General features: G+C 45.7%; 19 protein-coding genes, 2 pseudogenes and 1 other annotated feature. Of the genes and pseudogenes, 2 read left to right on the top strand and 19 right to left on the bottom strand.

The annotated features are described in order from the left end of the window. Positions 1-133 precede the first annotated feature (133 nt). Positions 134-1,543, top strand: a complete 1,410-nt coding sequence (locus tag CYJ37_RS02240) for an aldehyde dehydrogenase (protein WP_101547738.1) — start codon at positions 134-136, stop codon at positions 1,541-1,543. A 672-nt stretch (positions 1,544-2,215) separates the two neighbouring features. Here the strand turns inward: CYJ37_RS02240 and CYJ37_RS02250 are convergent. The 4 genes from CYJ37_RS02250 to CYJ37_RS02265 form a co-directional block, all read right to left on the bottom strand. Beyond that, positions 2,216-3,208 (bottom strand): LLM class flavin-dependent oxidoreductase, encoded by a 993-nt coding sequence (locus CYJ37_RS02250; protein WP_101547739.1) that lies wholly within the window; start codon positions 3,206-3,208, stop codon positions 2,216-2,218. Between the two features lie 53 nt (positions 3,209-3,261). Further along, entirely contained in the window at positions 3,262-4,227 is a 966-nt protein-coding gene (locus CYJ37_RS02255; protein ID WP_009793869.1) for an LLM class flavin-dependent oxidoreductase, read from the bottom strand. A 40-nt stretch (positions 4,228-4,267) separates the two neighbouring features. Further along, a complete protein-coding gene (locus tag CYJ37_RS02260; protein WP_101547740.1) occupies positions 4,268-4,654 on the bottom strand; it encodes an IDEAL domain-containing protein in 387 nt (128 codons plus the stop codon). Between the two features lie 267 nt (positions 4,655-4,921). Further along, entirely contained in the window at positions 4,922-7,504 is a 2,583-nt protein-coding gene (locus CYJ37_RS02265) for a DEAD/DEAH box helicase (RefSeq protein ID WP_101547741.1), read from the bottom strand. 185 nt (positions 7,505-7,689) lie between these two features. On the opposite strand from CYJ37_RS02265, the gene CYJ37_RS02270 reads away from it, so the two are divergent. After that, positions 7,690-7,947 (top strand): YpbS family protein, encoded by a 258-nt coding sequence (locus tag CYJ37_RS02270; protein WP_022543845.1) that lies wholly within the window; start codon positions 7,690-7,692, stop codon positions 7,945-7,947. A 66-nt stretch (positions 7,948-8,013) separates the two neighbouring features. Here CYJ37_RS02270 and dacB read toward each other — a convergent pair whose 3' ends face one another. The 15 genes and pseudogenes from dacB to CYJ37_RS02340 all read right to left on the bottom strand — a co-directional run bounded on the left by dacB (position 8,014) and on the right by CYJ37_RS02340 (position 24,104). Then, on the bottom strand, positions 8,014-9,498 hold the full coding sequence (gene dacB / locus CYJ37_RS02275) for a D-alanyl-D-alanine carboxypeptidase/D-alanyl-D-alanine endopeptidase (protein ID WP_165352536.1): 1,485 nt from the start codon (positions 9,496-9,498) through the stop codon (positions 8,014-8,016). A gap of 166 nt (positions 9,499-9,664) precedes the next feature. Next, positions 9,665-12,730, bottom strand: a complete 3,066-nt coding sequence (gene ileS / locus CYJ37_RS02280) for an isoleucine--tRNA ligase (RefSeq protein WP_101547743.1) — start codon at positions 12,728-12,730, stop codon at positions 9,665-9,667. Positions 12,731-12,788: 58 nt separating this feature from the next. Continuing rightward, positions 12,789-13,026, bottom strand: a binding site (T-box leader). A 22-nt stretch (positions 13,027-13,048) separates the two neighbouring features. Then, positions 13,049-13,378 (bottom strand): MGMT family protein, encoded by a 330-nt coding sequence (locus CYJ37_RS02285; protein ID WP_101547744.1) that lies wholly within the window; start codon positions 13,376-13,378, stop codon positions 13,049-13,051. A 27-nt stretch (positions 13,379-13,405) separates the two neighbouring features. After that, the gene (locus CYJ37_RS02290; RefSeq protein WP_101547745.1) at positions 13,406-14,218 is read right to left on the bottom strand and encodes an endonuclease I family protein; all 813 of its coding nucleotides are present in this window, start codon (positions 14,216-14,218) and stop codon (positions 13,406-13,408) included. After that, positions 14,215-15,177: a S8 family peptidase gene (locus CYJ37_RS02295; protein ID WP_101547746.1), complete on the bottom strand. Its 963-nt coding sequence runs from the start codon at positions 15,175-15,177 to the stop codon at positions 14,215-14,217. Before CYJ37_RS02295 ends, CYJ37_RS02290 begins: the two co-directional genes overlap by 4 nt. Positions 15,178-15,322: 145 nt before the next feature. Beyond that, on the bottom strand, positions 15,323-16,396 hold the full coding sequence (locus CYJ37_RS02300; RefSeq protein WP_101547747.1) for an undecaprenyldiphospho-muramoylpentapeptide beta-N-acetylglucosaminyltransferase: 1,074 nt from the start codon (positions 16,394-16,396) through the stop codon (positions 15,323-15,325). A gap of 107 nt (positions 16,397-16,503) precedes the next feature. Beyond that, complete coding sequence (locus CYJ37_RS02305; protein ID WP_101547748.1) at positions 16,504-17,259, bottom strand: exodeoxyribonuclease III; 756 nt, start codon at positions 17,257-17,259, stop codon at positions 16,504-16,506. 23 nt (positions 17,260-17,282) lie between these two features. Then, a complete protein-coding gene (gene mug, locus CYJ37_RS02310; RefSeq protein ID WP_101547749.1) occupies positions 17,283-17,822 on the bottom strand; it encodes a G/U mismatch-specific DNA glycosylase in 540 nt (179 codons plus the stop codon). A gap of 98 nt (positions 17,823-17,920) precedes the next feature. Next, the gene (locus tag CYJ37_RS02315) at positions 17,921-18,358 is read right to left on the bottom strand and encodes a peptidylprolyl isomerase (RefSeq protein ID WP_101547750.1); all 438 of its coding nucleotides are present in this window, start codon (positions 18,356-18,358) and stop codon (positions 17,921-17,923) included. A gap of 298 nt (positions 18,359-18,656) precedes the next feature. After that, positions 18,657-19,127: pseudogene (locus CYJ37_RS27960) on the bottom strand (methyl-accepting chemotaxis protein); the annotation flags it as partial. A gap of 294 nt (positions 19,128-19,421) precedes the next feature. After that, positions 19,422-19,961 (bottom strand): annotated as a pseudogene (locus CYJ37_RS27965) (protoglobin family protein); the annotation flags it as partial. A 193-nt stretch (positions 19,962-20,154) separates the two neighbouring features. Continuing rightward, positions 20,155-20,673, bottom strand: a complete 519-nt coding sequence (locus tag CYJ37_RS02325) for an HD domain-containing protein (RefSeq protein WP_101547752.1) — start codon at positions 20,671-20,673, stop codon at positions 20,155-20,157. Between the two features lie 119 nt (positions 20,674-20,792). Further along, a complete protein-coding gene (locus tag CYJ37_RS02330) occupies positions 20,793-20,990 on the bottom strand; it encodes a hypothetical protein (protein WP_101547753.1) in 198 nt (65 codons plus the stop codon). A 210-nt stretch (positions 20,991-21,200) separates the two neighbouring features. Continuing rightward, positions 21,201-23,270 carry a transglycosylase domain-containing protein gene (locus CYJ37_RS02335; RefSeq protein ID WP_009793850.1) on the bottom strand — a complete coding sequence of 690 codons (2,070 nt, stop codon included), beginning with the start codon at positions 23,268-23,270 and terminating at the stop codon, positions 21,201-21,203. 93 nt (positions 23,271-23,363) lie between these two features. Further along, a complete protein-coding gene (locus CYJ37_RS02340; RefSeq protein ID WP_009793849.1) occupies positions 23,364-24,104 on the bottom strand; it encodes an STAS domain-containing protein in 741 nt (246 codons plus the stop codon). Between the last annotated feature and the right edge of the window lie 97 nt (positions 24,105-24,201).

The raw sequence follows: 24,201 nt of genomic DNA on the forward strand, positions 1-24,201 counted from the left end.
AATTTTTATTCCTTTTTATTAGAATAACAAATAATTCGGTATTCGAAAATAATTATTTTTTAGTTCCTGCTGATTGCCTATTCCTGAGGGAAAAGGTATGCTCAATTTAATCATTGAATCAAGCTGAAAGCAGGTGATCGGATTGCAGCAAAACATCTTAACTGAGACGCCAGCAGAAGAAATAAAAAGGCTGCTTGCCGCCCAGAAGAACTTTTTTGCGACCCAGGGAACAAAGCCCGCAGCATTCAGGCTTGCCCGGCTGCAGGAGCTTAAGGATAGTATCAAAAATAATGAACAGCAGCTGATCTCTGCGTTAAAAGAAGATCTTGGAAAGTCTGAACTTGAAGGATATTCAACGGAAATTGGGATTTTATATGAAGAAATCGGCTATACATTGAAGCATCTGAAAAAGTGGATGAAAGCAAAGAAAGTGAAGACGGCCATGACCCATATCGGCTCCAAGGGCTATATTATCCCTGAGCCATACGGAGCGGCCCTCATCATTGCCCCATGGAATTACCCGGTCCAGCTCGCCCTGTCCCCGCTCATTGGGGCAATTGCTGCCGGGAATACGGCTGTCATCAAGCCATCGGAGCTGACCCCGAATGTATCACATGTGCTCTCAGCGCTGATCAAGGAAGTCTATCCGGTAGAGTATATTTCAACTGTTGAAGGCGGTGTGGAGACCAGCCAGCAGCTGCTTGAGCAGCCTTTTGATTATATATTTTTTACAGGAAGCGTCCCTGTCGGCAAGATTGTGATGGAGGCAGCCAGCAAAAGACTGATTCCTGTCACCCTGGAGCTTGGCGGAAAAAGCCCGGTCATTGTCCATGAGGATGCAAATATCGGCCTGGCGGCGAAGAGGATTGTTTTCGGCAAATTTACAAATGCCGGACAGACGTGCATTGCCCCGGATTATCTGTTTGTCCATGAAAAAGTGAAACAGACTCTGCTGGAAGAGATGAAGAAGTGCATCAAGGAATTTTACAGTGATAACCCTCTTGGTAATGAGGATTATTCCAAGATCGTCAATAACCGGCATTTCAGCAGGCTTGAAGCGTATTTGAGCGACGGACCAATTCTTTTCGGGGGAAGGGTGAATGGTGAGCTTAGAAAAATGGAGCCGACACTGATGGATGCCCCTTCTTTTAATTCGCCTGTTATGCAGGATGAAATATTTGGCCCGATCCTGCCGGTATACGGGTATGCAGCCTTGGATGAAGCCGTCTCCTTTATCCAGTCACGCCCGAAGCCGCTTGCTTTGTATTTGTTTACGGGAAGCAAGGATATAGAAAATAAGGTGAATGGTACGATTTCTTTTGGAGGCGGGTGCATTAATGATACTTTAATGCATATCGCGACGCCGTATCTTCCTTTCGGAGGTGTCGGGGAGAGCGGGATAGGGAGTTATCATGGGAAGAGCAGTTTTGGGACGTTTTCGCATGATAAAAGTGTGCTGAAGCAGACTACGCTGTTTGATTTTTCGTTCCGTTATCCTTCTGCTGAGAATGGGCTGAAGCTGATTAGGAAGCTGATGAAGTGATGTGAGCCTGGACCGGTTTGGTTCAGGCTTTTGTTTTTTTATGGATTTGTATAAATTTGCTAAAATTAGTTTAGCTTTAAAATGTAGGCTCCTGATCTGCACTGCAGGCACTTCGCTTTCCGCGGGGCGGAGTTGAACCTCCTCGCGCTTACGCGCTGCGGGGTCTCAACATTTCCGCTGCAATCCCGCAGGACGTTGAATCTTCTTCCTGGAATCTGCATCGCACGAAGAAAATGAGCATGCATTTTATGAGGAGTCTTCGTGCCTTCCGTTCCGGTCAGCAGGGCTTTGAGAAAAAGATTCCTAAGCAACGACACCCCCTAATTGGTTTCTTCATCCGTTGTTGTGTTCTTAACTTGGGCTGATGGTTTCCGTTCCAGACACTTCGCTTTCCGCGGGGCGGCGCTAACAGGAAAATGGGCAACTTCGCTTCGCTTAACCGGAGATTCTCCGCTTATTTACACCCATCCGTGCCATATTCAGCCGTCTAAGAGGAGAATCTCCGCTTATTTTGAGGCTTGCTGCTCAAATCGGATAATATTATACTTCTTTTCTCCAAAAAGCCTTCCATCACTAAAATGTCCCATTAACTGAATAAGCCTCCATATATAATAACCTAAATGTAAACTGTCCCTTTTTATATTCAAATACAATAATCTTTACATAAAAACTTTATAAAAACAATTCAGCCAATAATTCCAGATTCCTTGCTCTGTCCTTGAAACTATAGGTATTATTGATGGCCATGATTTCATCGGTACCGTATTTTTCACTGATCTTGAGGAGCTGATTTCTCACTTTTTGAGGATTGCCTATGACCATTCTGCTTCGGTTGTGCTGAATCTTTTCTTTTTCGGCTGCCGTCAGGGTTCTTTTTTGGGCTTCCTCTGGTGAGATGATTCTTGTGTCGGCTCCTTTTTCGATGTCCAGGAGCCAGTGGTCCTGACTGGCTGCGAGGTGTTCGGCTTCTTCGTTAGTCGGCGCGCAGATGACGAATACACAGACGTTTGCCGAAGGCTCTTTCAGCATAGCAGACGGCTGGAAGTGACGGTAATAGTATTGGAATGCTTTTTCCCCGTTTGCCGGTGTGATGAAGTGCCCATAGGTAAATCGCATGCCGTTTTCAGCTGCCGCTCTAGCGCCGCGTTCGGTAATCCCCAATAGCCATAATTCCGGCAGAGTTTGCAGATCCGGGTAGGCTTTTACCTCCCTAAAAGGATGGTTATCCGGCAGAGTGTTGGTTAAAAAGCCCTGGAGATCTCTCAGCTGGCCGGGGAATTCATTCATGCTCCTCCTGATGCCGTCTGTCAGAGCCAGTCTTGTGTCTGCACCGCCGCCAGGTGACCTGCCGATACCGAGGTCAATCCTGCCCGGATACAGAGCTTCCATCACTTTAAAGGTCTCTGCAACTTTATACGGGCTGTATTGAGGTAGGAGGACCCCTCCAGAGCCTACCCGTATCTTTTTGGTTACTGCTGCTATATGGGAGATCAGGACATCTGGTGAAGATCCTGCCATCCCATTGGAATTGTGATGCTCAGCGGTCCAAAAGCGGGTGTATCCCAGATTATCGGCAATTTGCGCCAAGTGGGAGGTTTGCTTAAGTGCATCTCCCGGAGAATCTCCTTTTCGAATGACAGCTTGATCCAGTACGCTTAGTTTCATACTTCATCCCCTCTTTTAAATGAAAAACCCGCTGCACCATCCACAGCGGATTATTATAGCATTTGTTCAGCAATCAGTCTGTATGAATGCAGCCTGTCTTGATAGTCGGTTGTCAGAGTGATGATCATAAGTTCATCTGCCCCTATCCTGCTGGCCAGGCTTTCAAGCTGTTCAGCAGCCTGAACAGGATTTCCGATGATCATTTTTTTCTTCATGTCCTGCAAGAGTTCTTCTGTGTTTAAGGACTCCTGTTCCAGCTGCGCTTCTTCCCCGCTCAGCAGATTCCTCCATGAGCGGCTTTTTATAGCCAGCTCCTCTGCCTGTTCTTCTGTTTCTGCACAAATCACATTAACAGCGGCTATGCAGTATGGGGCAGAGGCCATTTTAGAAGGAATGTAATTATTCTTATAGAGTGAAATAATCTCTTCGGGATTCTGGTCGCTCATAAAATGCCCGAAGCAGTAGGCTGTTCCCTTTTCGGCAGCCTGTATGGCGCTTTTCTTGCTGGTTCCCAATATCCACGGAAGAGGAGCAGAACGGGGTACAGGTGCAGGCGCCACTTTGGAGTACATATGGCCTTCAGGATGGCTGCCCACCAGAAAGTTTAAGAGCTCAGTGATTTTATCAGGCATTTCAGCGACGCCTTTTAAAAAGTTGTCAGATAGCGCCATGGATGTTTCGGCAGATCCGCCTGGCGCCCTTCCGATCCCTAAATCAATTCTTCCGGGAAAAAGGGTGGCAAGCATATTATAGGTTTCCGCCACTTTGTAAGGTTTGTAATAAGGAAGAAGAACGGCTCCGCTTCCAATTTTTATATGTGAAGTCTGGGCGCCTATATAGGGAAGCATCACTTCAGGGGCAGAGCAGGCAAGCCCTGTCATATTATGGTGCTCTGCAATCCAATAGCGGCTGTAACCGAGCCGTTCCGCTTCCTGTGCAAGCTCGAGTGAGGCTAAAAGGGCCTCATGAGCCGTTCTCCCTTCAGGAACAGGAGATTGATCAAGTATACCGAGCTTCATCTTCCTGCCTTCTTTCTATTATTGCTGTAACAGCATAGTTTTAATATTTCTTATTCATTCTGCCTTCGCTTGAAGGAAATGTACCGCTGCCGGCTGCATGTTCTTTTTTTTCAATGCCTGCCTGTTCAATACGATTCAGTGCATTTGAGAGCTCCATAAACCATTCCTTGTCCCTTGTAAGCAAAGCTGTGTCGATAAGGGAGCGAAGACCGTCGGCAGAAGGAAGAAGATCGTTTTTCATAGTCTCTGCCTTTTTCTTTTCAATATGGACCTTCCTGCCGATCACTTCCGGGTTGTCGCTGTCGACAACAAAAACTGTCACAAATTCACGCTCTGGCAATGCCGCTTCCACGAAGCCCTGAACAAGCTCCCCATTCCGCGACTTCCCTGTGATCCATCCGCCCATTTTAATGTCTTGATTGTTCATATCATAACACCGCCCTCAATAGATTATTTATTTTTTATGTTCAATACATTTAAGATCTTAGATTCAGGGCCGGTTCTTTTCGGCCGTATACTGTATCATTACCCGTAAATTCTGTGTGATAACGCAAACTGCATATAGGCTTTTCATTGTATATCTGAGCAGCTGGTTAATACCGGGATATGTCCTGCTTATACTGTAATAATAAAAGATACAGTTTGGATTGTCAATGAAAGGGCAGGCAGCTCACGGGCTGCCTGCCCTTTTTAGTCATCTCCTGAAATATGAAGGTTTTCTCCTGGTCCTGAACCCGCCCTCATGGCATTCGTCGCATATCGGATAAGGATGCTCCCATGAAAGCTTCTTGCCGCATCTGCGGCATTTTTTAGTCATTTTCTGAACATCTGTCTTCAGCTTTTCATGGACCATTGTCCCCAGTTCATCCCGGACCCTTTCCCAGTATAAAGCTTCTGTCCTCTGGTCGAGCCTGTAAAGAAACAGCAGATGCAGACCGACAGATTTATACGTGAGCTCCAGGTCCTCAAGGGTCCTTTTGCGGATTGAAGGCTCAGGAAGGTCTTCGTTATGCACCGATGCCATCACCGACATCCTCCATTGCCTGACGAGTTCCGGCTCCCTGGCTGAAAAAGGCAGGTGCAGGAATCCATACAGGTCCCCGAGGCTGAGCCTGGCTTCCATTTCTGTTCCCTGGACGAGCTCATAAAGCTCCTTCTCTTCGGCAAGGGACGCTTTCACTGTTCCAGGTGGACTTTCGAATTTGTCCCAAAGTTCAAAGAAAGTTCCCAGATCATGATAGTATTTCTGGAAGCGGTCAAATACTCCGCTGGTTGGCGCAATCGAAAATGTATGGACCGGATCATCTTCCTGTTCCAGCAGGGAACCCATTTCCTTGATGTTTTCCATAAATGCGACCCGGCCTGTATTGTAGAGGCCTTTTCTGCCGGCCCTTCCGGCAATCTGTTTGACCTCCTGGGAAGTGAGCTGCCTCCTGCTGACTCCGTCGAATTTTTCATTTTCAAGAAAAACGACCCTGCGGATAGGAAGGTTCAGACCCATGCCAATTGCATCTGTACTTACTATAATATTGGTCTCGCCGTCGATGAAGCGCTGCACCTGTTTTTTCCTTGTTTCAGGCGGCATGCTGCCATATATCATGCTGACAGAGCGGCCATCATTCTGAAGCCGGGAAGCAGTCTCCAGCACTCTTTTCCTTGAAAAGCAGATCAGGGCATCCCCTTTTCTGCTGTGCTTCAGCCTGAATTCGTCAGGTTCGACGATAAGCGGTGTATCTCTATGGTATTCATGTATCTCCAAATCTGTCCCCTCCAAAAGCTGAAGGAGGATTGACTGAGAGCTTTTGCTGCCAATGATATGGACTTCACTTGCATTAGCCTTCGTTATGGCCTTATACCATGAGAACCCGCGGTCTTTGTCAGTGATCATCTGTGCTTCATCAATGACTGCTATATCAAAACGCTCTTTTTCACTGAACATCTCGACAGTGGAAGCAAAATGGCTTGCCCCGGGAGTCACTTTTTCTTCCTCCCCTGTCTTAAGTGTACAGGGAATAGCTTCCCCGTTCAGCTTATCGTATACCTCGAGTGCCAAAAGCCTTAAGGGGGCCAGATAAATTCCACTGTCCGCCTTTTTCATGCTTTCGAGCGCATGGAAGGTCTTGCCTGTATTCGTATCGCCGATATGAAGGACGTATTTGACGCTCCTGTCCACAGAAGGGCTGTATTCCCGGCCAAATATCTCATCGAGGATCCTGGCTTCCTCCTGCTTTCTCCGCTCTTCTGCTGCTCGCGCTTCTGCCTCTTTCCGCTCCCGGTCCTCAAGATCCATCTGATATATTTCCAGATGCACGGCTGGTTCCCATGGAAAAGAACTGAGGCGGAGCAAGTCCTCCATGAATTCATTTTCAATTTCCTCCAGGAATTCTCCGGCGAATTCCTCTGACGGCCATTCAGTCATGGAATGGATGGCTGCTTCCGGGTCGTTTTCCGGATGGAGCGATTTGTATTGTTCAAGCATGGAAGGATCCATTAGTTCCAATACGGTCTCAGGAACAATATCTTTCATAGAATCCATCAAAAGCTTTTCATATTTAAAATAATAGGTTTCATATTCAAAATACTGTCTGCCCCAATGGTTTGTTGAATGGATGCCGCCAGTCAGCTCTTCAAAAAACTCGGCAGCGAGTGTATAATGCTCCGGGTTAAAATGTCCTTCCGGCCTGAGCTTTTCTTCAAGTGCAAATGTATCCGCCTGCCCGTATTTGGTTCCGCTGCTGAAGTCCTTCTTTAATTGCCGGGCAGCCTCATATCTTGCCCTCAAATAAAACAGCCGGCTATGCTTCCTCATGATTTTCCCGGCAGCCTTATCGAGTGCTGTGTAAGCCTTGGCAATACGCTCGGCATTTTCCTCATGCTGAAGCTGAAGCAGATACTTTTCCCTTGCATCCCGATATGTCTGTTCCCATTTGCCTGGATCATGGGAATAGAGGGAAAGCAGCCATTTCTCTGCATTCCATGGTGAATAGTTCTTTACTTCAGATCGGAAAAGGCTGTTGATGACCTTCTTGTCGATTCCCTCTGTTGAAAATCCCTTTTCCTGAAGATATTCCTTTTTTAATTTCCGCGCCACTTTATTGTTGGTCATATTAAGCCAGACATTTATCCAAATCTGTTCATAATACAGCTTCCTGTCCTGAAAATATTCTTCAAAATCGGGAAGAGAATCTTTCGTTGATAAATAATAGTGAATATCCTCTAAAATTTTTGCTTTAGCTTGTTCTACTGCAAGAGGATAGAGAGTTTCCAATGCTTCCATGGAAAATCCCCCCTTTGAATATTAATCGGCGCCTTTTAAGGAGCCTGTATATTATATTATCATGTATTGGCCAGCACCCTATCCTTTAAAGTTCTCCTTAGAACTTTAACACAGAAAAGTTTTTCTTAACGAAATGGAGGTTAGTTGATAATATAATATTAGCCTTTTGAATGAGGAGTGAAACGATGAGTGTGCACCATGCTTTAACCGAACATGCCAAGAAATTAAACACAAGGATCACCCGCTTTCTTGAGCTTGACGCAAAAAGAGAAGCGTTTATTGAAGAAGCATTATCTCTGTCTAAAGCAGGAAAAGCTTTTTCTACAGAAAAAATCAATGAAGTGACAGAGGAAATCAACCAGCTTGCCAGACAGGGAATTGTTCCTTCCAGGAAGCTTGTGACCGCTGAAATGGTTGAGGAATATGCAGGGCGTACGAAATAAACCGTTATTATTAAAAAAAGAAGCAGGCAGACTCCCTATTGAAAGGAATCTGCCTGCTTCTTGGCGTTACGGCTGTTCTGCCAGAAGGATTGCAATCTTATCTTCTATAATTTTTGCCTTGCTGTCATCCTTCAGATTATTGAGGACAATGCTGAAAATGAGCTTTTCACCGCTTTTGGTTTCTGCATATCCGGAAAGGGAGCTTACGGTGGATATGGAACCTGTCTTGGCTTTAATCTTTCCTTCTGCTGCCGAGTTCTTCATTCTGTTGCGTAGTGTGCCGCCAATTAATCTGTCCTGGGCTCCTGCCAATGGGAGTGATCTCTCAAATGAGGGGTACCATTTCTCAGACTGTACGCCGTATAACAGCTGTGACAACTCATTAGGCGGAATAAGGCTGACATGGGATATGCCCGACCCGTCACGGAGGATCAGGGTGTCTTTATTGACTCCCCAGCTGGCAAGCTGTTCTGAGACAACTTCAAGGCCTTTTTCCCAGCTTCCTTCATTCTTCACCTTTTTGCCCATTTCCTTGACCAGTACTTCTGCATGGCTGTTGTTGCTGAGTTTCATAAAAGGTATCAGCAAGTCCTTCAATGCAATGGATTGATGTGCCAGAAGCAGAGAGCTTTTCTCTGGGGCTTTCCCCAGCTCCAATTTTCCGGTTACGCGTATCTCATGTTCCTTCAATGACTGGCTGAACAGATCAAGCGCATATCCGGCCGGCTCCCACACGGCAATCCATTCCCTGGACCTGCTTGCCTTTTCAGGTATTGTCCCGGTAATGCGGATCGTGTTCGTGCCATGGTCCCGTTCAATGGTGATGTCCTTTTTGCCGTCAGCCGGGACGGTCGCTGCCTCGTTGATGATTTTTACATAGCCTGTTTCAGGGGTCAGAGTGACTGCCGGTAGTTCTCCTGCTGATTTCCCCGGATTCACCTCTACAATGACCGTGCCTGCATCATAATCTTCATTTGGCGACGCTGTCAGTGCTGATACCTGGCCGCCGTAATAGTAGGACTCGTCGCTCCAGGGCAGATCCTTTGATAGCCTTATGTCATCATACCAGCTGTCATCAGCAATCAGGCTGCCATGAATCGTTTTAATGCCCTTTTGCTTTAACCCGGCTGCCATCTTGTCAAAGTCGCTTTTTAATAGGGTCGGATCGCCTTTGCCTTTCAAATATAGATTTCCATGAAGATTGCCTTTTTTGTGCAGTCCATCTGTCAGTACCTCAGTAGTAAACCGGTATTCTTCGCCAAGAACCTGAAGAGAAGCGGCGGATGTGAGCAGCTTCATATTAGAGGCCGGCCTAAGACGGATCCCGCCGATATGGTCATACAGCAGTTCGCCGGTCTCTGCATTTCTGATGCTTACTCCCGCAAGCGCTCCAGAGAGGATAGGATCATTATTCAGAAGCTGATTCAGGTCTCGGGTCAGTCCTCCTTCTTCAACCGCCGAAGCCTGGCGGGATAGTTCATAAGCGTATGGAGAGGCTGAAATGAATAATAAAGCTGTTATAAGGATGACAATTTTCCACTTTCTCAACAAGCAGCAGCACCTTCCTGTGGCAAAAATTAAATTCAGATCCAAAACCAGAAGTTAAGCTTTGCCAGATTTAAAGTATTAACAGTTACTTCGCTTTGAATGCTGCTTTTCCTTTATTTTCATTGTGAGGAAAAAGTAGTGTTTTTGAAAGGTGCCGGCCAGCCAGTGGTTATGTCAATGAGACAGCTATCAGTTCCCCCCCAAGCCTGCCCTTCAGCATCGGAGCTTGCAGAGGCTTGAAAGCAATCCCTTCAAGAACGATATTGGCGTATAAAAGATCCTCAAATCCGCGCAGTATTCCTTCTGCTTCAGAGGTTGTATCGATCTGCAGGTTAACTCTTTTGTCGATAGGAAGCTCCAGCTTTTTCCTTAAATCCTGTATTCCTCTGATAAAGTCCCTTACATAGCCTTCCCTCTTCAATTCCTCAGTCAAATCTGTTTTCAAAAGAACTGTCATATTTCGTCCGCTGCTTTCCGCGTAGCCTTTCTTTGGGAGCTTTTCCACCGTTGTATCACTATTTTCGACCTTCAGCAGTTCATTGCCAGCCTGCAGAACGAGGCTTCCTGTTTCCAGCAGCTGGCGGATATCTGTTTCAGAGAGCTGCTGCAGCGACTGATGAACGAGATTGGCATTCTTTCCGTACTTCTTTCCTGCTGCTTTGAAGTTCAGCTTCAGCCGGCAGAAGTATTTATCCTGCAAGCTTTCAGCCCATGAGATATCTTTTACATTCAGTTCTTCCTTGAGGATCCTGCTGAAAGCTTTTAATTTCTCTTCCTTTTCTTTGCTGCATTGCACAAGCATTTCGGCCAGTGGCTGCTTTGTTTTCAGCTGCTTTGAATGCCGGATGCTTCTGCCCAGCTCAACCAGATCCATGACTTCAACCATATTGTCCTCCAGCTCCCTGTCAATCAAGGCGGTTTCAGCCTCCGGGTAGTCTTCAAGGTGGACGCTTCTGCCTGTCAGGTCTAAATAGACGCTTTCAGCTATGAAAGGCACGAATGGTGCCAGCATGCGGGAGATATTGTCCAATAGTGTATACAGTGTCTGGAATGCAGAAATTTTGTCGTCTTCCATGCCCTTCGCCCAGAACCTTTCCCTGTTTCTCCTGATATACCAGTTGCTGACCTCTTCGATCAGCGTGCCTGCTGCCCTGGCGGCATTTGTAGCCTGGTAGCTGCCCATCTCCTTGTTTACCGTTTCAATGACACTGTGCAGCCGCGAAAGAATCCACCGGTCCATGATGTTGCCGGAAGTTTGAGAGCTATCTGGCTCAAAATGATCGATTGTACTGTAGAGGCTGTAAAAATGGTGAATGCTTGCTAGCGAGTCGACCAGCTTTGATTTTGCCTCTGCCGCATTTTTTCCGGAAAACTTCTTGGGCTTCCATGGACTGCTGTCTTCCACCAGCGCCCATCTTAAAGCATCTGCTCCAAATTCAGTGATCAGCTTTGCAGGATCAAGGGCATTTCCTTTGCTCTTAGACATTTTCTGTCCATTTTCATCAAGGACATGCTCAAGGGCGAGGACATTTTTATAAGGCAATTGCCCCTTATATAAGACTGAAACCGCGAGCAATGAGTAAAACCAGCCCCTGGTCTGATCCACACCCTCTATAACTGCATCGGCCGGAAATAGCCTTGAAAATTCCTCTTTATGTTCAAAAGGGTAATGAAGCTGGGCATATGGCATGCTTCCTGAGTCAAACCAGACATCGATGACCTCCGGTGTCCTGGCCATGTAACCATCACAGTCCTGGCAAGGGATTTTCACTGCATCGACATAAGGCTTATGATAATCAGTGAGCTTTCCATTTGCTTCTGAAAGCTCCTGCAGCTCCTGAAAGCTTTTTGGGGCTTTCTCTGCCCCGCAATTTTCACAGACCCAAACATTGAGAGGCGTGCCCCAATAGCGGCTCCGGCTGATATTCCAATCCACCAGCCCTTCAAGGAAGTTGCCGAAACGGCCATTCTTCATGTGGCTTGGATGCCATTCTGCCTGGCTGTTGAGCTCAAGAAATTTCTCTTTCAGGGAAGAGGTTTTGATGAACCAGCTGTCAGCTGCGTAATAAAGGAGCGGAGAGTCGCACCGCCAGCAAAATGGATAGCTGTGTTCATACTTCTCCTTATGGAATAACAAGTCCTTGCTTCCCAGCATTTTTAAGATGTCCACATCACAGTCTTTGACAAACCTCCCTGCGAGCGGCGGAAATTCATCGGTATAACAGCCTTTAGAATCAACGATATTGATGAAAGGGAGCCCATTTTCCTTTATCGCCCGGTAATCGTCTTCACCATAAGCAGGAGCAAGATGAACGATTCCTGTACCGCTGTTTTCAGTGACAAATTCAGCGGCAATGACTCTGTGTGCACCTTCAAGCCCATCGGCCTGAAATGGGGGCTCATATTCCCATCCCGCGATCTCTTTTCCTTCCAGCGTTTCAAGGATTTCATCAAAGCTTTGGAAAAGAGCTGCCACCCGGTTTTCTGCAGCGATATAAATCTTGTCTCCGTTCTTTACTCTTGCATAACGTACCTGGGGATGGACAGCCAGCGCCACATTGGCCGGAAGTGTCCATGGTGTCGTCGTCCAGCCGAGGAGATATTCATTCTCCCTTCCTTTCAGCCTGAAAGTGACGGTTGCACTTAAATCTTTTACATCCTTGTAGCCCTGTGCAGTTTCATGGGAACTCAAGGAAGTCTGGCAGCTTGGACAGTAGGGGGATACACGATGGCCTTTGTAAAGCAGCCCCTTTTCATGGATTGTCCCGAGGATATGCCATACCGACTCGATATATTCATTGCTTAAAGTCATATAAGGCTCATCCATGTCTGTCCAGTATCCAAGCTGCTCTGTGAATTCCCTCCACTGCTTTTCATATTGGAAGACACTTTCACGGCACTTTTCAATGAACGCTCCTACACCATATTCCTCGATTTCCTTCTTTCCTGATATGCCGAGTGCTTTCTCCACTCCCAGCTCAACCGGAAGTCCATGTGTATCCCAGCCGGCTTTCCTGATTACCTGCCTCCCTTTCATCGTCCAGTAGCGGGCTGTCAAATCCTTGTATGTCCTGCCGAGGGCATGGCCGGCATGCGGCAGGCCGTTGGCGGTCGGAGGCCCTTCATAAAAAACGAAAGGAGTTTTGCCTGCACGATTGGAAACGGATCTGGCAAAAATATTCTCTGCCCTCCAATACTCCCTGATTCTATTTTCTCTTGACTGAGTGCTTTCCATTTCAGTACCTGCCTTCCTAGTTGAATTTTTTTAGGGAAATAAAAAACACCCGCCCCTGTAAAGGGACGAGTGTTATACCCGCGTTACCACCCAAATTCTATTGCAGACGCAATAGCGCTCACCAACGTACCATCATACGCGTTCCTTTTAACGGCGGACACCCGTCAGGACTTACTGGATTTCAGACCTGCATCTCAGAGATGATGTTTCAGAAAGATCGTTTCCGCTGGCTCTCACCATACCCAGCTCGCTGAAGGAACATTCCCTTTCCTACTTGTTCTCGTCATAGAATTTAAGATTTTTATTATCATATCAAAATCAGGTATTATTATCCAGCCCTTTTTTTGGCTTGTGCAGAAAATTTTCCAGGCTGATTGTTCCTTTGCCGTCTACAGTGATGCCTTCCGCTTCAAGGAGAAATCTCTGTTCCTCCTGAGCCAAAGGATCCTTCATGCTGATTTCACCCATTTTGTTGATGACCCTATGCCAGGGAAGATTCTCCTGCCTGCTCAGCGAATGAAGAATCCGGACGACCTGCCTGGCTGCGCGGGGGCTGCCGGCAAGTTCTGCTATCTGGCCGTATGTCATCACCTTTCCGGCAGGTATTTCTTTAATGATTTTTATCGTTCTTTGAGTAAAAGGCTGCATAAAGCTAAGAATAAAACCTCCGTAATTTTATTCAATTGAATCAGTCATTTTCCCTGTTAGCTCCGGAAAATCAATGAATGGATTGCGATTGCCCTGCAGCTCCTCGATTGCCGCATTCCTGTGCTTTTCATAGATGGATGCAGGGAATTCAAGATGCCATTTATGAAGGAGCCCGCAGTTGATTCCGTGATCTTCAGGCTTGAAATGCTTATACCTCAGGAAAAAGTAGAAGCAAGCCCGGGCTGCGATTCCTTTGCCGTACTCCGGTTCAAACTTACCTTCTTCAGCCATACCGCAGCCGCCTCTTATACCGAAAGCAGAAGCTTCCGGTATATAGGAAGGAAAGTCTTCATAAGGAAAATTGCTCCTCATGCTGTTGCAGGCAGGCTCACAGGCGAACAGATGATGGAGATCCCCCTTCATCGGCTGCTGTTCATTGAACCAGGACTGCGGAATCACATGCTCGCAGTTCAGCTTTGCTTGCGTGTCTCCAGTCCGGTTTCGCTTCATCCATATTTCCGCATCATGCTTAATGCTCTCAGCCGGATCCATCCTGCCGCCTGAATAGAGGCTTTTGAGAGCAAAGTTCTCCTGCAGATCCACCCAGGGATATAAATAGAGATGAGGGGAATATTTCAGGACGGTCTTATGGGTTTCCTCCACAAGCTTCCGAAGGTCTTCTATGGCATCCGCTGCCTCAAAATCGAGGGAAGCATAATAAGCATGGCATTTCTCACGGTCTGCAGCTTCATCATAATAGACACGCTCCGCGCTTTGGGCCAGAAGGCTCGCTAGTGCAGCCTCCTTTTCAGCAGCGAGCTGTTCTGCCAGGCTGTTCATGATTTAACGACCATCGGCAGAACTTTAGGTGTGAAAATATCTGACAGATGCTCAAGCAAAGTCAAATAAACCAGGCCATTGCCTTCAAGTTTAGGTGAATTGCCGAGCGGAACGGTGCGCCTGATAAGCTGGGCGAACAGCTCTGCCTCAGACAGCTTCCTGTCAAAGCTTTTGCTGGCAGAATTTTTAATAAGTGCCATTGCGCCGGATACATGGGGTGCAGCCATGGAGGTGCCGCTTAATGTGGCATACTTGCCATTCGGGAAGGTTGATTGTATTTCTTCCCCTGGTGCAACCAGGTCGATTTCATTATGTGAATTGGTAAATTGTGAAGAATTCCTGTCCAAATCGATTGCACCTACACTGATCACTTCGTTATAGCAGCCCGGATAGGCGAACTCATCAGTTGATTCTTTTCCGTCTCCTTCATTACCCGCTGCACATACAACAGAGATGTTGTTCCGTACGGCTTCCTTTATAACTTCATGAAGCTCAGGCATGTCATTCGGGCCGCCGAGCGACATGGAAATAATATCGGCTTTTTGGTCGATAGCGTAGCGGATTCCTTCAATAATCCAGTCATACTGGCCGGAGCCGTTTCTATCAAGCACTTTGACAATGAGCAGCTTTGAACCTGGCGCAACGCCCGATATGCCGGGCTCTTTGCCTTCTGCTGCAATGGTCCCCGCAACATGGGTGCCATGGCCGTTATAGTCTTTATAAATATCCGGATTTCCGGAATCATCGCCAGTAAAATTCCTGCCGCCGATGATTTGATTCTTTAAATCAGGGTGGCTGATGTCGCAGCCTGTATCGAGTACAGCGATTGTAATGCCTTCTCCCCTTGTTTCTTCCCAGATTTTTGGCGCCTGTATCAATCCGATGCCTTCCGGAATGCCTGATACCGCCTCTGATTGTTCAATTACCTGATACGGGATCACACGTACACATTCTTTCATTATTTTCCCTCCTTCAGAGTAATTCAGGATGCAGAAACAAGATGTATCTCCATTATACCAAAATCGAAGGAATATTCAGATAAGGAGATAGGCTTGATTTTCTTTTTTAGAACCGAACAAAAAAGCGAACAAAGACCCAGAAGGCCTAATTCTGCTGCAATTTGTCCCTAATGTTACCAGCCATGACGGATAAAGCATCCTTCATCCTTGATTCTTCCATCTGTTTCAGTATGCTTTCCCTGTGTTTATCTAAAAGGGCAATATACCCGGCTAAAGATGCGGCTGTCAGGTCTTCTTCCTGCAAGGTCAATGAATAGCCTTTTTCCTCAAAGCTTTTTGCATTCAGAATCTGATCGCCCCTGCTTTGTTTCCTGCTCAAAGGAATGATAAGCATCGGAATACGGAGGGCAAGGAATTCAAAAATAGCATTAGAGCCTCCTCTGGTTACCATTAAATCTGTACAGGCAAGTACATCTGAAAGTTCACTGTTCAGGAATTCAAATTGCCTGTATCCTGGCCGGCCTTCCAATGCAGGATCAAGATTTCCTTTTCCGCAAAGGTGCACGATTTGAAACTGGCCGCCGATTTGTTCAATTTCCTGCCGCACTGCTTCGTTAATCTTCTTTGCCCCTAGGCTGCCACCCATAATGGCAAGAACCGGCCTGGTTCTGTCAAAACCGAGGAATTCAAGCCCCTTCTCCTTGATGCCAGAAAGGATTTCCCTCCTGATTGGCGAGCCGATTGCCTGTGCTTTTCCATTTGGAAGGTACTGCAGAGTTTCTTCAAATGAAGTATAAATCTTTGAAGCAAACCTTTTTGAAATCCGGTTAGCCAGGCCCGGTGTTAGATCGCTTTCATGGATGAATATCGGAATTCCGAGGAGCTTTGCTGCCGCGATGACAGGTACGGATACAAAACCCCCTTTGGAAAAAACGAGGCCTGGCTTGAGCTGTTTAAGAATCCAGAGCGCTTCAGTACATCCTTTTGCCACTTTGAACATATCCTTTACATTTTCAAAGTCGGCGTACCTCCTTAGTTTCCCGCTTGAAATCGAATGATAGGGAATGGAAAGCCCGCTGATAAGCTCTTTTTCAATGCCCTCTTTGCTGCCAATATAATGGATGTCTATATTTTCCCCCTCAAGTTCTTTAATCAAAGCCATATTGGGGGTAACATGGCCGGCTGAGCCCCCGCCCGTCAAAACAAGTGTCTTTTTCATAAAACCTTCCTGTCATGGCAGTTCAGGCAGGCAGACTCTCCTGCCTCCTTCACTGCGCCTATTTTTATGCTGATTCCATTATATACAGAAAAAAAGCCCTTTATCATCTAAAGGGCCATTTCGAGCATGATCGGGCAGTGATCGCTGCCCATGATGTCACAATAAATCTTAGAATCTAGTATATGCTCTTTCAGTTTATCAGATACTATAAAATAGTCGATGCGCCATCCGATGTTCCGCTCCCTGACCTTGGCCATATAGGACCACCACGTATAAGCGCCTTCCTGCTCTGGATAAAGGTATCTGAAGGAGTCTACAAATCCTTCTGACAGAAGAGATGTCATTTTTCCGCGCTCTTCATCCGTAAATCCGGAGTTTCCTCTGTTAGACCTGGCATTTTTAAGGTCTATGTCAAGATGGGCGACGTTCAGGTCCCCGCAGAGTATGACTGGCTTCTCTTGTTCAAGCTCAAGGATATATTCCCGAATCTCATCCTCCCATTCCAGCCGGTAAGGAAGCCTTGCCAGGTCCCTCTTAGAGTTAGGTGTATACACATTCAGAAGGTAAAAATTTTCAAACTCAAGAGTCAGGCTCCGTCCTTCTGGTTCTGTTTCTCTTCCGGCTATCCCATAGGATACATAGAGGGGCTTTTCCTTTGTAAAAACGGCGGTCCCGGAATAGCCTTTTTTCTCGGCATAGTTCCAGTACTGGTGATAGCCATCCAGATTGAGTTCAATCTGTCCCTCCTGAAGTTTTGATTCCTGAATGCAGAATATATCAGCATTTTCTTCCATGAAAAAATCCAGGAAGCCTTTTTTGACGCAGGCCCGGATTCCGTTTACATTCCATGATACTAATTTCATTCTATATTCCCCCGTATTTTCCTTTAGCTGTCCTCTCCATGCCGGGAGGGTGCCTGTTCATACACGATGGCAGGCAATTCTTTATATATATCAATCACTTCGTCCATTTTCATCCGCACCAGTCCGCTGGAAGAAGGAGCTGCAAATTCAATAACCCCTGGAACAATAGAAATGTCCTGGCGTCCCCATGGTGCTTTTTTGCTGCCGCTGTACTCCAGGTAAACCCCTTTGCCGACAAAACAGACTGCCTTTGGCTTCAGCTCCGTAATGAGTGAGATGAGCCTTTCTCTGCCTTCTTTATATTCTTCCCTGGTTATTTCGTCTGCTGCTTTGGTCGGCCTCGGGACGATATTGGTCAGCCCTATATTCAAATCCAGCAGCAGGCTGTCTTCTTGAGGGAGAGATTTTTTAGGAGTGATGCCCGCTTCATAAAGGATCTTCCAAAACCGGTTATTCGGATTGGCGAAATGATGTCCGGTCTCAGCTGACCGGATGCTGGGGTTGAAGCCGACAAAGATGATATCCAAGCCTGGCTTGAGATGGTCTTTTATTGGTTTTAGCATACCTGCTCCTTTCTTTGAACAAAATCGGCCTGGTCATATTCCAGCCTGAAGAAAAGCTTTGTGAAAGTAAAAAAGAGCCAGAGGCTCTTTTTTACTGATTAGGCGTCGTATACTTCAACTTTTTCCATAACATCGCCGTTTTTCATCGCTTTAGCAGCTTCAAGGCCAGATGTTACTTTACCAAAAACAGTATGGACTCCGTTCAGGTGAGGCTGAGGGTCATGTACAATAAAGAACTGGCTTCCGCCTGTATTTTTGCCTGCATGTGCCATTGATAGAGACCCTGATTCATGCTTATGAGGGTTGCCTTCTGTTTCACAATTGATTGTGTAGCCAGGTCCGCCAGTCCCAGTTCCATTCGGGCAGCCGCCTTGGCTCACGAATCCAGGAATCACGCGGTGGAAGTTCAAGCCGTTATAGAAGCCTTCGTTTGCAAGCTTTTCAAAGTTAGCAACTGTGCCCGGAGCCTCATCAGGGTATAATTCAAACTCGATCTTCTCGCCGTCTTTCATTTGTATGTATCCTTTTTTCGCCATTGAAATCATCTCCTTGGGTTGATGGCCAGCTGTATCCTGACTGGGTTCAGTACCGGCTGATGTTCCGGGGAACCAGCTTTGATTAACAGCATCGCCAAGATTTAAAAATCATTGATTATCATATCATTTTTTGCGGAGGAAATAAAATAACTTGGCTTTTTTTCCCCTTTTGATTTTCCATAAAGCATATGTTAAGCTTAAAAAGCCCTTTCCGGACATTCGCTTGTTGCGGGACACTTAACCACTGTACGGACGGAAAGGGCTGGCGGCTGCTTTTGCGGCCGCCATTTTTTCTTTCCTATAAAGTCAAAGTCAGTCCGGAAAGCATATCAGATGATGCAGCAACCTGGCCTGAAGCTTCTCCTATGTCAATAAATACTAAATTCAAATCCTCCATTTCCTTCACGATGGCCAGATTCTTTTCTTTTACCTGCCGCATTGACTCAAGGATAAGAGAGAAGTATTCATTAACTGCCTTGGACTGAACAGAGCTGGAATTGATATTTACGCCAGCCTCTTCGATGGATTGAGCCATGATGCCTGAACGGGTTTCCATTTCACCGATTAATCCTGAAACTTCTGAAACAGCATTTTTTGTATTCTCCGCCAGCTTTCTCACCTCATCAGCCACTACCGCAAAACCTTTTCCATGTTCACCTGCCCTGGCAGCTTCTATTGCTGCATTGAGAGCCAGAAGGTTCGTCTGATCGGCAATAGAAGTGACAATCGCAGCAATCTGCTCGATTTGTTTCGAACTGTCAATCAGCTGTTCCATGTTCTGGCTGATGCTGGCAATTTTGCCCTCGGCCTGAACTAAAGTCCTGCCAAGACCGATAAGCCTATTCATTCCTTCTTCCGATTTCTCCTCTGCAACAACAGCTATATCGGAGCCAGACTTTGTATCAGCCCTAATATCCTCTGTTCTTTCGGCTGCCTTCTGGATCGCGGCGCTTGTCTGTTCGCTGATGGCCGCCAGCTCTCCAGCTGCTTCTGTAACCTGATGCTTCAGCTGCTCTTTATAGCTTTCAGACTCTTTCCTGATGCGGCTTATTTCCTGTTCATAAGCTTCAAGCACTATCTGCTGCTCAAGGCTGATGATCTTTGAAACAGCCAGCATCGCCCCGGTGCAAGGACCCTTCTCTGAGATTGTATCTATGATCATGCTGCATAAGGACAAATAAAGATCCTGAAAAGCACACATATACCATTTTGGCTGCAGGCCGATTTTTACATGGACATGAGCAATGACAAAACGTTGCTGAATGAATTCTGTATCTATTTTTCCGCTGAACATCTCATAAATGTGGGCGCTCAAAGTATTTTTCAGCCTCTCAACTGAACTGTTATCGTTGATAATTTTCGTCAGTGTTTTTTCATTTTCTAAATTCTTATAGAATTGTTCTATGATAGCAGGGAGATTTTCTTTCACATAGGGCTGCAGGGAAAGTATATAGTTCAGGTCACTGTCCTGAAGGCCAATCATATCAATTTGCCTTAATACCTCTTCACTAAGAGACTGATCGATTCCAATATTCCCGTTATCATTAAGTTTGAAAGAATGCTCTTGCCTGTTTCTGCTTTTTTTAAATAAAGTGATTTCCATGCCGATTCTCCTATCGGAATATTTTTACATACCTTTGTATTTTAGTTTAAAAGAATCTGCGAAGGCTCACAATCTATTCATGGATAAAGTAGTAGGTATAAATACCTATAAAGGAATGATTTTTAGACAAAAAGTTGAGAATAGAAGCCTTCAAATAAATAAAAAAAGGAATCTGCTTCATCAGCGGATTCCTTTATTCAGCTTCCAGAAGATTATCGATCTTCTTATCAAGCCTTCTAAGGCTTTCAAGGGCCCTTTCTTCATCAACTTTTCTGTAATGGTGGGCGCCGCCAGGTTCTTCATCAAATTCGTCGGCCAATTTTACAATTGTTTGAAGAGGCGTGCGGATGACTTCCCCCCCAGGAAGAAAGGAATCTGTATGTAAAAGAATAGCAAGAGCTATTTCTTTTGCTTTAACAGGATTTTCACCCAGCCTGATCAAAAGTTTATGTGCCCTTTCTGCACCTTTTATCGCATGTATATCATTCTTTTTGTAGAGATCATAATCCCACTTTCCATTTTTATACCAAGTGTAATGCCCCATATCATGCAGGAGCCCTGCTTTAGCAGCCATGTCAGGATCAGCGCCTCTTTCAGCCGCAAGCTTAAAACTGTGATTGGAAACCGCAACTGCATGGGCCACCCCGGATCGTGTCAAATACTTTTGGGCGATTCTGTGTTTGAAAATCTGTTCTAAAGTGACATCTCTCAATAAAACCATTCCTTTTAATTATTTCTATGAGGTACTTGCCTGAGATCGGCAAAGGACTCCCTGAAGAAGTTCTAATTATTTTTTCCAGATCCAAGCAGTTCAAAACATTTAGTTGCCTTTTAAAATTTTCGGACATTTATGGATTTCTGTTTCTTCATCACTTCATATGATTTTTCAATAATATCAGCAAGCACGTCTGCTTTGTATATTCGGCCAATCTTAGTGTTTTCCTGATAATATTCTACAATTTCATCCAGCTTCTGCAGCGTTTCTTTCTGCAGCCGGACATTTAATTGTGTTCTTTGTTCATTCTGCAATGATAGCACCTCCTATTTATAGGATAACATACAGATATCAAATAGCTAATCATTTGCTAGCAGTTTGATATACCCCCTGCTGCGCAAGAGTTTCGGAGATTGTCGAATAAGATCATGTGATATAAAAATTTGCCGAACAGAAAAAGGAAAACATTCGATGATGTTTTCCTTTTAGATCAACATATTGATTATATTAGTGATAGAACACAGCTAACTTCCAATTTTGTCCCAAATCTCATTTAGTTTTTCTTCTGTTTTATCGAGCAGCTCCCGTGCATCCTGCCATTTTTCTTTCCATTCCGGCAAATCTTCCTTCAATCGCTTGCTGAATTCCTCAGCCCGCTCCTGAAGATCGATATCAGGTTCAGCTTCTTCTGCGAGCTGATCATTAACTGACTCTGTTCCAAAATCTTTCTGTTCTGTATAAGGCAGCACCTGCTCCATGATGCTTTTGAAAATAGGCACTACAGTTTCAGAGCTGCTTGTTGATAAATAATGCTCCCGGTCTGTTTTATCATAGCCTAGCCATACAGCACCTACCAATGAAGGTGTATAGCCTACAAACCATTGATCCTTCGTGCCGTCGATATCATTGTAAGGCAGCTGTGTGGAGCCGGTTTTTCCCGCTATCTGTACTTCCGGAATCCTGGTCCTTTGGCCGGTTCCGCTTTCGACAACATTAAGGAGCATGGATGTCATCTCCCTTGCCGCTGCCTTGGAAGTGACTTTGACTGTCTTTTTCTTTCTTTCTGCAATAACATTCCCTGTCGGTCCGACTATCTTGGTAATAAAGTGGGCATCATGCCTTTTTCCTTCGTTAGGAAAAGCGGCATATGCTTGTGCGAGCTGCAGCGGCGAAATTCCTTTTCTCATTCCGCCAAGAGCGATGCCAAGCGCTCTGTCTTCCTTCTCAGTCGGGATTCCAAAGCGCTTTAAAGAATCCATGCCTTTATCAATCCCGATTTCATTGAGCAGCCAGACAGCAGGAATGTTAAGCGATTCTTCAACTGCTTTATACATCGGCACCTCGCCGGCATACGTCCGCGAGAAATTTTCCGGCTTATAATTCCCGAATGTCATCGGCTCATCCTTCAGGATAGATGAAGCATCATAGCCTTCTTCTATAGCAGGTGTATATACTGAGAGCGGTTTTAAGGTGGACCCTGGCTGAGCCTTTATATGTGTCCCTCTGTTAAAGCCTCTGAATACATGCTCACCCCGGCCTCCAACAATGGCACGGACACCGCCGGTCGACGGATCTAATAGGACTGAGCCGCTCTGCACCAGCTGTCCTCCTCTGCCTGCAGGGAAAAGGGAATCTCTGTCATATACCTTTTCAAGGCCGGATTGTATATTTTGATCCAATTCTGTATAAATGGTATAGCCTCTTGTAAATATCTCCTCCTGAGTAAGGCCATACTTGCTTGTTGCCTCATCAAGGACTGCATCTACATAATAGGGATACTTTCTTGCTTCTGTGTTTGAACTTCCATCTTCCAGGACAATTTTCTCCGCGATAGCCTTTTCATATTCATCCTTTGAGATGTATCCAAGTTCCTGCATTTTTCCAAGCACCGTGTCACGCCTGCTTATGCTCCTGTCATAATGCTGGTAAGGATCTAATGCTGATGGAGACTGCAGCAGTCCCGCAAGCAGCGCTGCTTCGCTGATGGTGACTCCGCTTATCGGTTTATTGAAATATGTTCTTGCGGCCCTGTCAATGCCCCATGCCCCGCTGCCAAAATAAACCTGGTTCAGGTACATCAGCAGGATATCTTCTTTTTTGTAATTCTTTTCTATTTCGACCGCCAGGAAAATCTCCTCAGCTTTTCTTCTGTATGTTTGTTCCGGCGACAGAAGTGCATTTTTGGCGAGCTGCTGTGTGATGGTGCTGCCGCCGCCAGTGATTCTCCCTGCAAACAAATTACTGAAAAAGGCCCTTGCAATCCCTTTTATATCAAAGCCATTATGCTTGTAAAAACGCTCGTCCTCAATACTGACGACAGCTTCCTTCATATGGTCAGGCAACTCTTCTATTTTTGCTCCCCCGGTCCTGTTGGCGGCAAGCTTTCCGGCCTCATCTCCGTCTTTATCATAAAGGACGGTCGACTGCTTCAGGCCATCCTTCAAGGATTGGACATTGGCCGTGGCTGCAAGGTAGGCAAAAAACAAAATGGCGAGCAGCAGGGCCGTCAGGGCGGCAAGCAGCAGGATCTGTGTGATATGCTTTCTCTTCCAAAAGCGTTTGATATATTCCCAGACCTGTTTGAGTCTTTCCATTTTAACTTTCTCCTTAAAAAATCATATTCAATACTCTATTTTAACCAACTTATACAGAAAAAAGGAAGGAAAATGAAATTTTCCTTCCTTCTGCTAATACTTTTCTTTTAAGTGCCTGATGGCTGAATCAAGCTGAGAAAATGTTTCGATTCCTTCCAGCCTGATTCCGGCCTGTACTGACTGAACTGCAATATCCGGCCGTATGCCTGCGAATACAACTTCAATGCCAATCATCCTGAACCCCTGCATAAGCTTTACAAACCCTGCAGCATTGGCAAGCAATTTAATAGTAAACAGTTTAGACATATCGAGAACCAGGGCCCTGATCTGCTTTTGGCTTGCTGATTGCATGGCTTTAGCAGTAAGGTCTGCCATTTTGGCCGGTGACACATCATATGGCAGCGCATGGAGAGAAAGCATTCCAATCTTATCATCTACAAGAATGATGTTTACTGTGCTTTCCTCGATGAAGTTTTTATATTGCTCCTCCATCTTGTGCCGCTCTGTGATGTCTTCAAATTCAACCATAGCACCTTTTATCTGGTTATTATCGTCCTTGAGCAAGGTGGAACGCTGGCTCAATGTCAATTCGTATTTACCCCAAGTATATGGGAACACATCGTATCGGAAGTTCTTTCCCTGTTCAAGGGTGTGCTGAACGGTCCTGGTAAATTCAGGCGGATGGCCAAAAAATTCGTCGATATTCTGCCCAAGCGCTTCTTCAGGATCTATTCCCAATATTTCCTTGCATCTTTTATTGGCTACTTTAATAGTAAAATTTTCGTCAATTGCCATGACAGCAACCGACAAATGATCCAAAACAATAGAATCCATCAGTTATCTCCCTAAATTTGTTAACTTCATCTTAACATAGCAGGAAAGAAAAGGAGATAATTATTTCAGTATAAAATACTGCCGGGTTTCTTGTTTG

Source organism: Bacillus sp. UMB0728, from assembly GCF_002858875.1.
In the GTDB taxonomy this organism is placed as follows: Bacteria; Bacillota; Bacilli; order Bacillales; family Cytobacillaceae; genus Bacillus_AB; species Bacillus_AB infantis.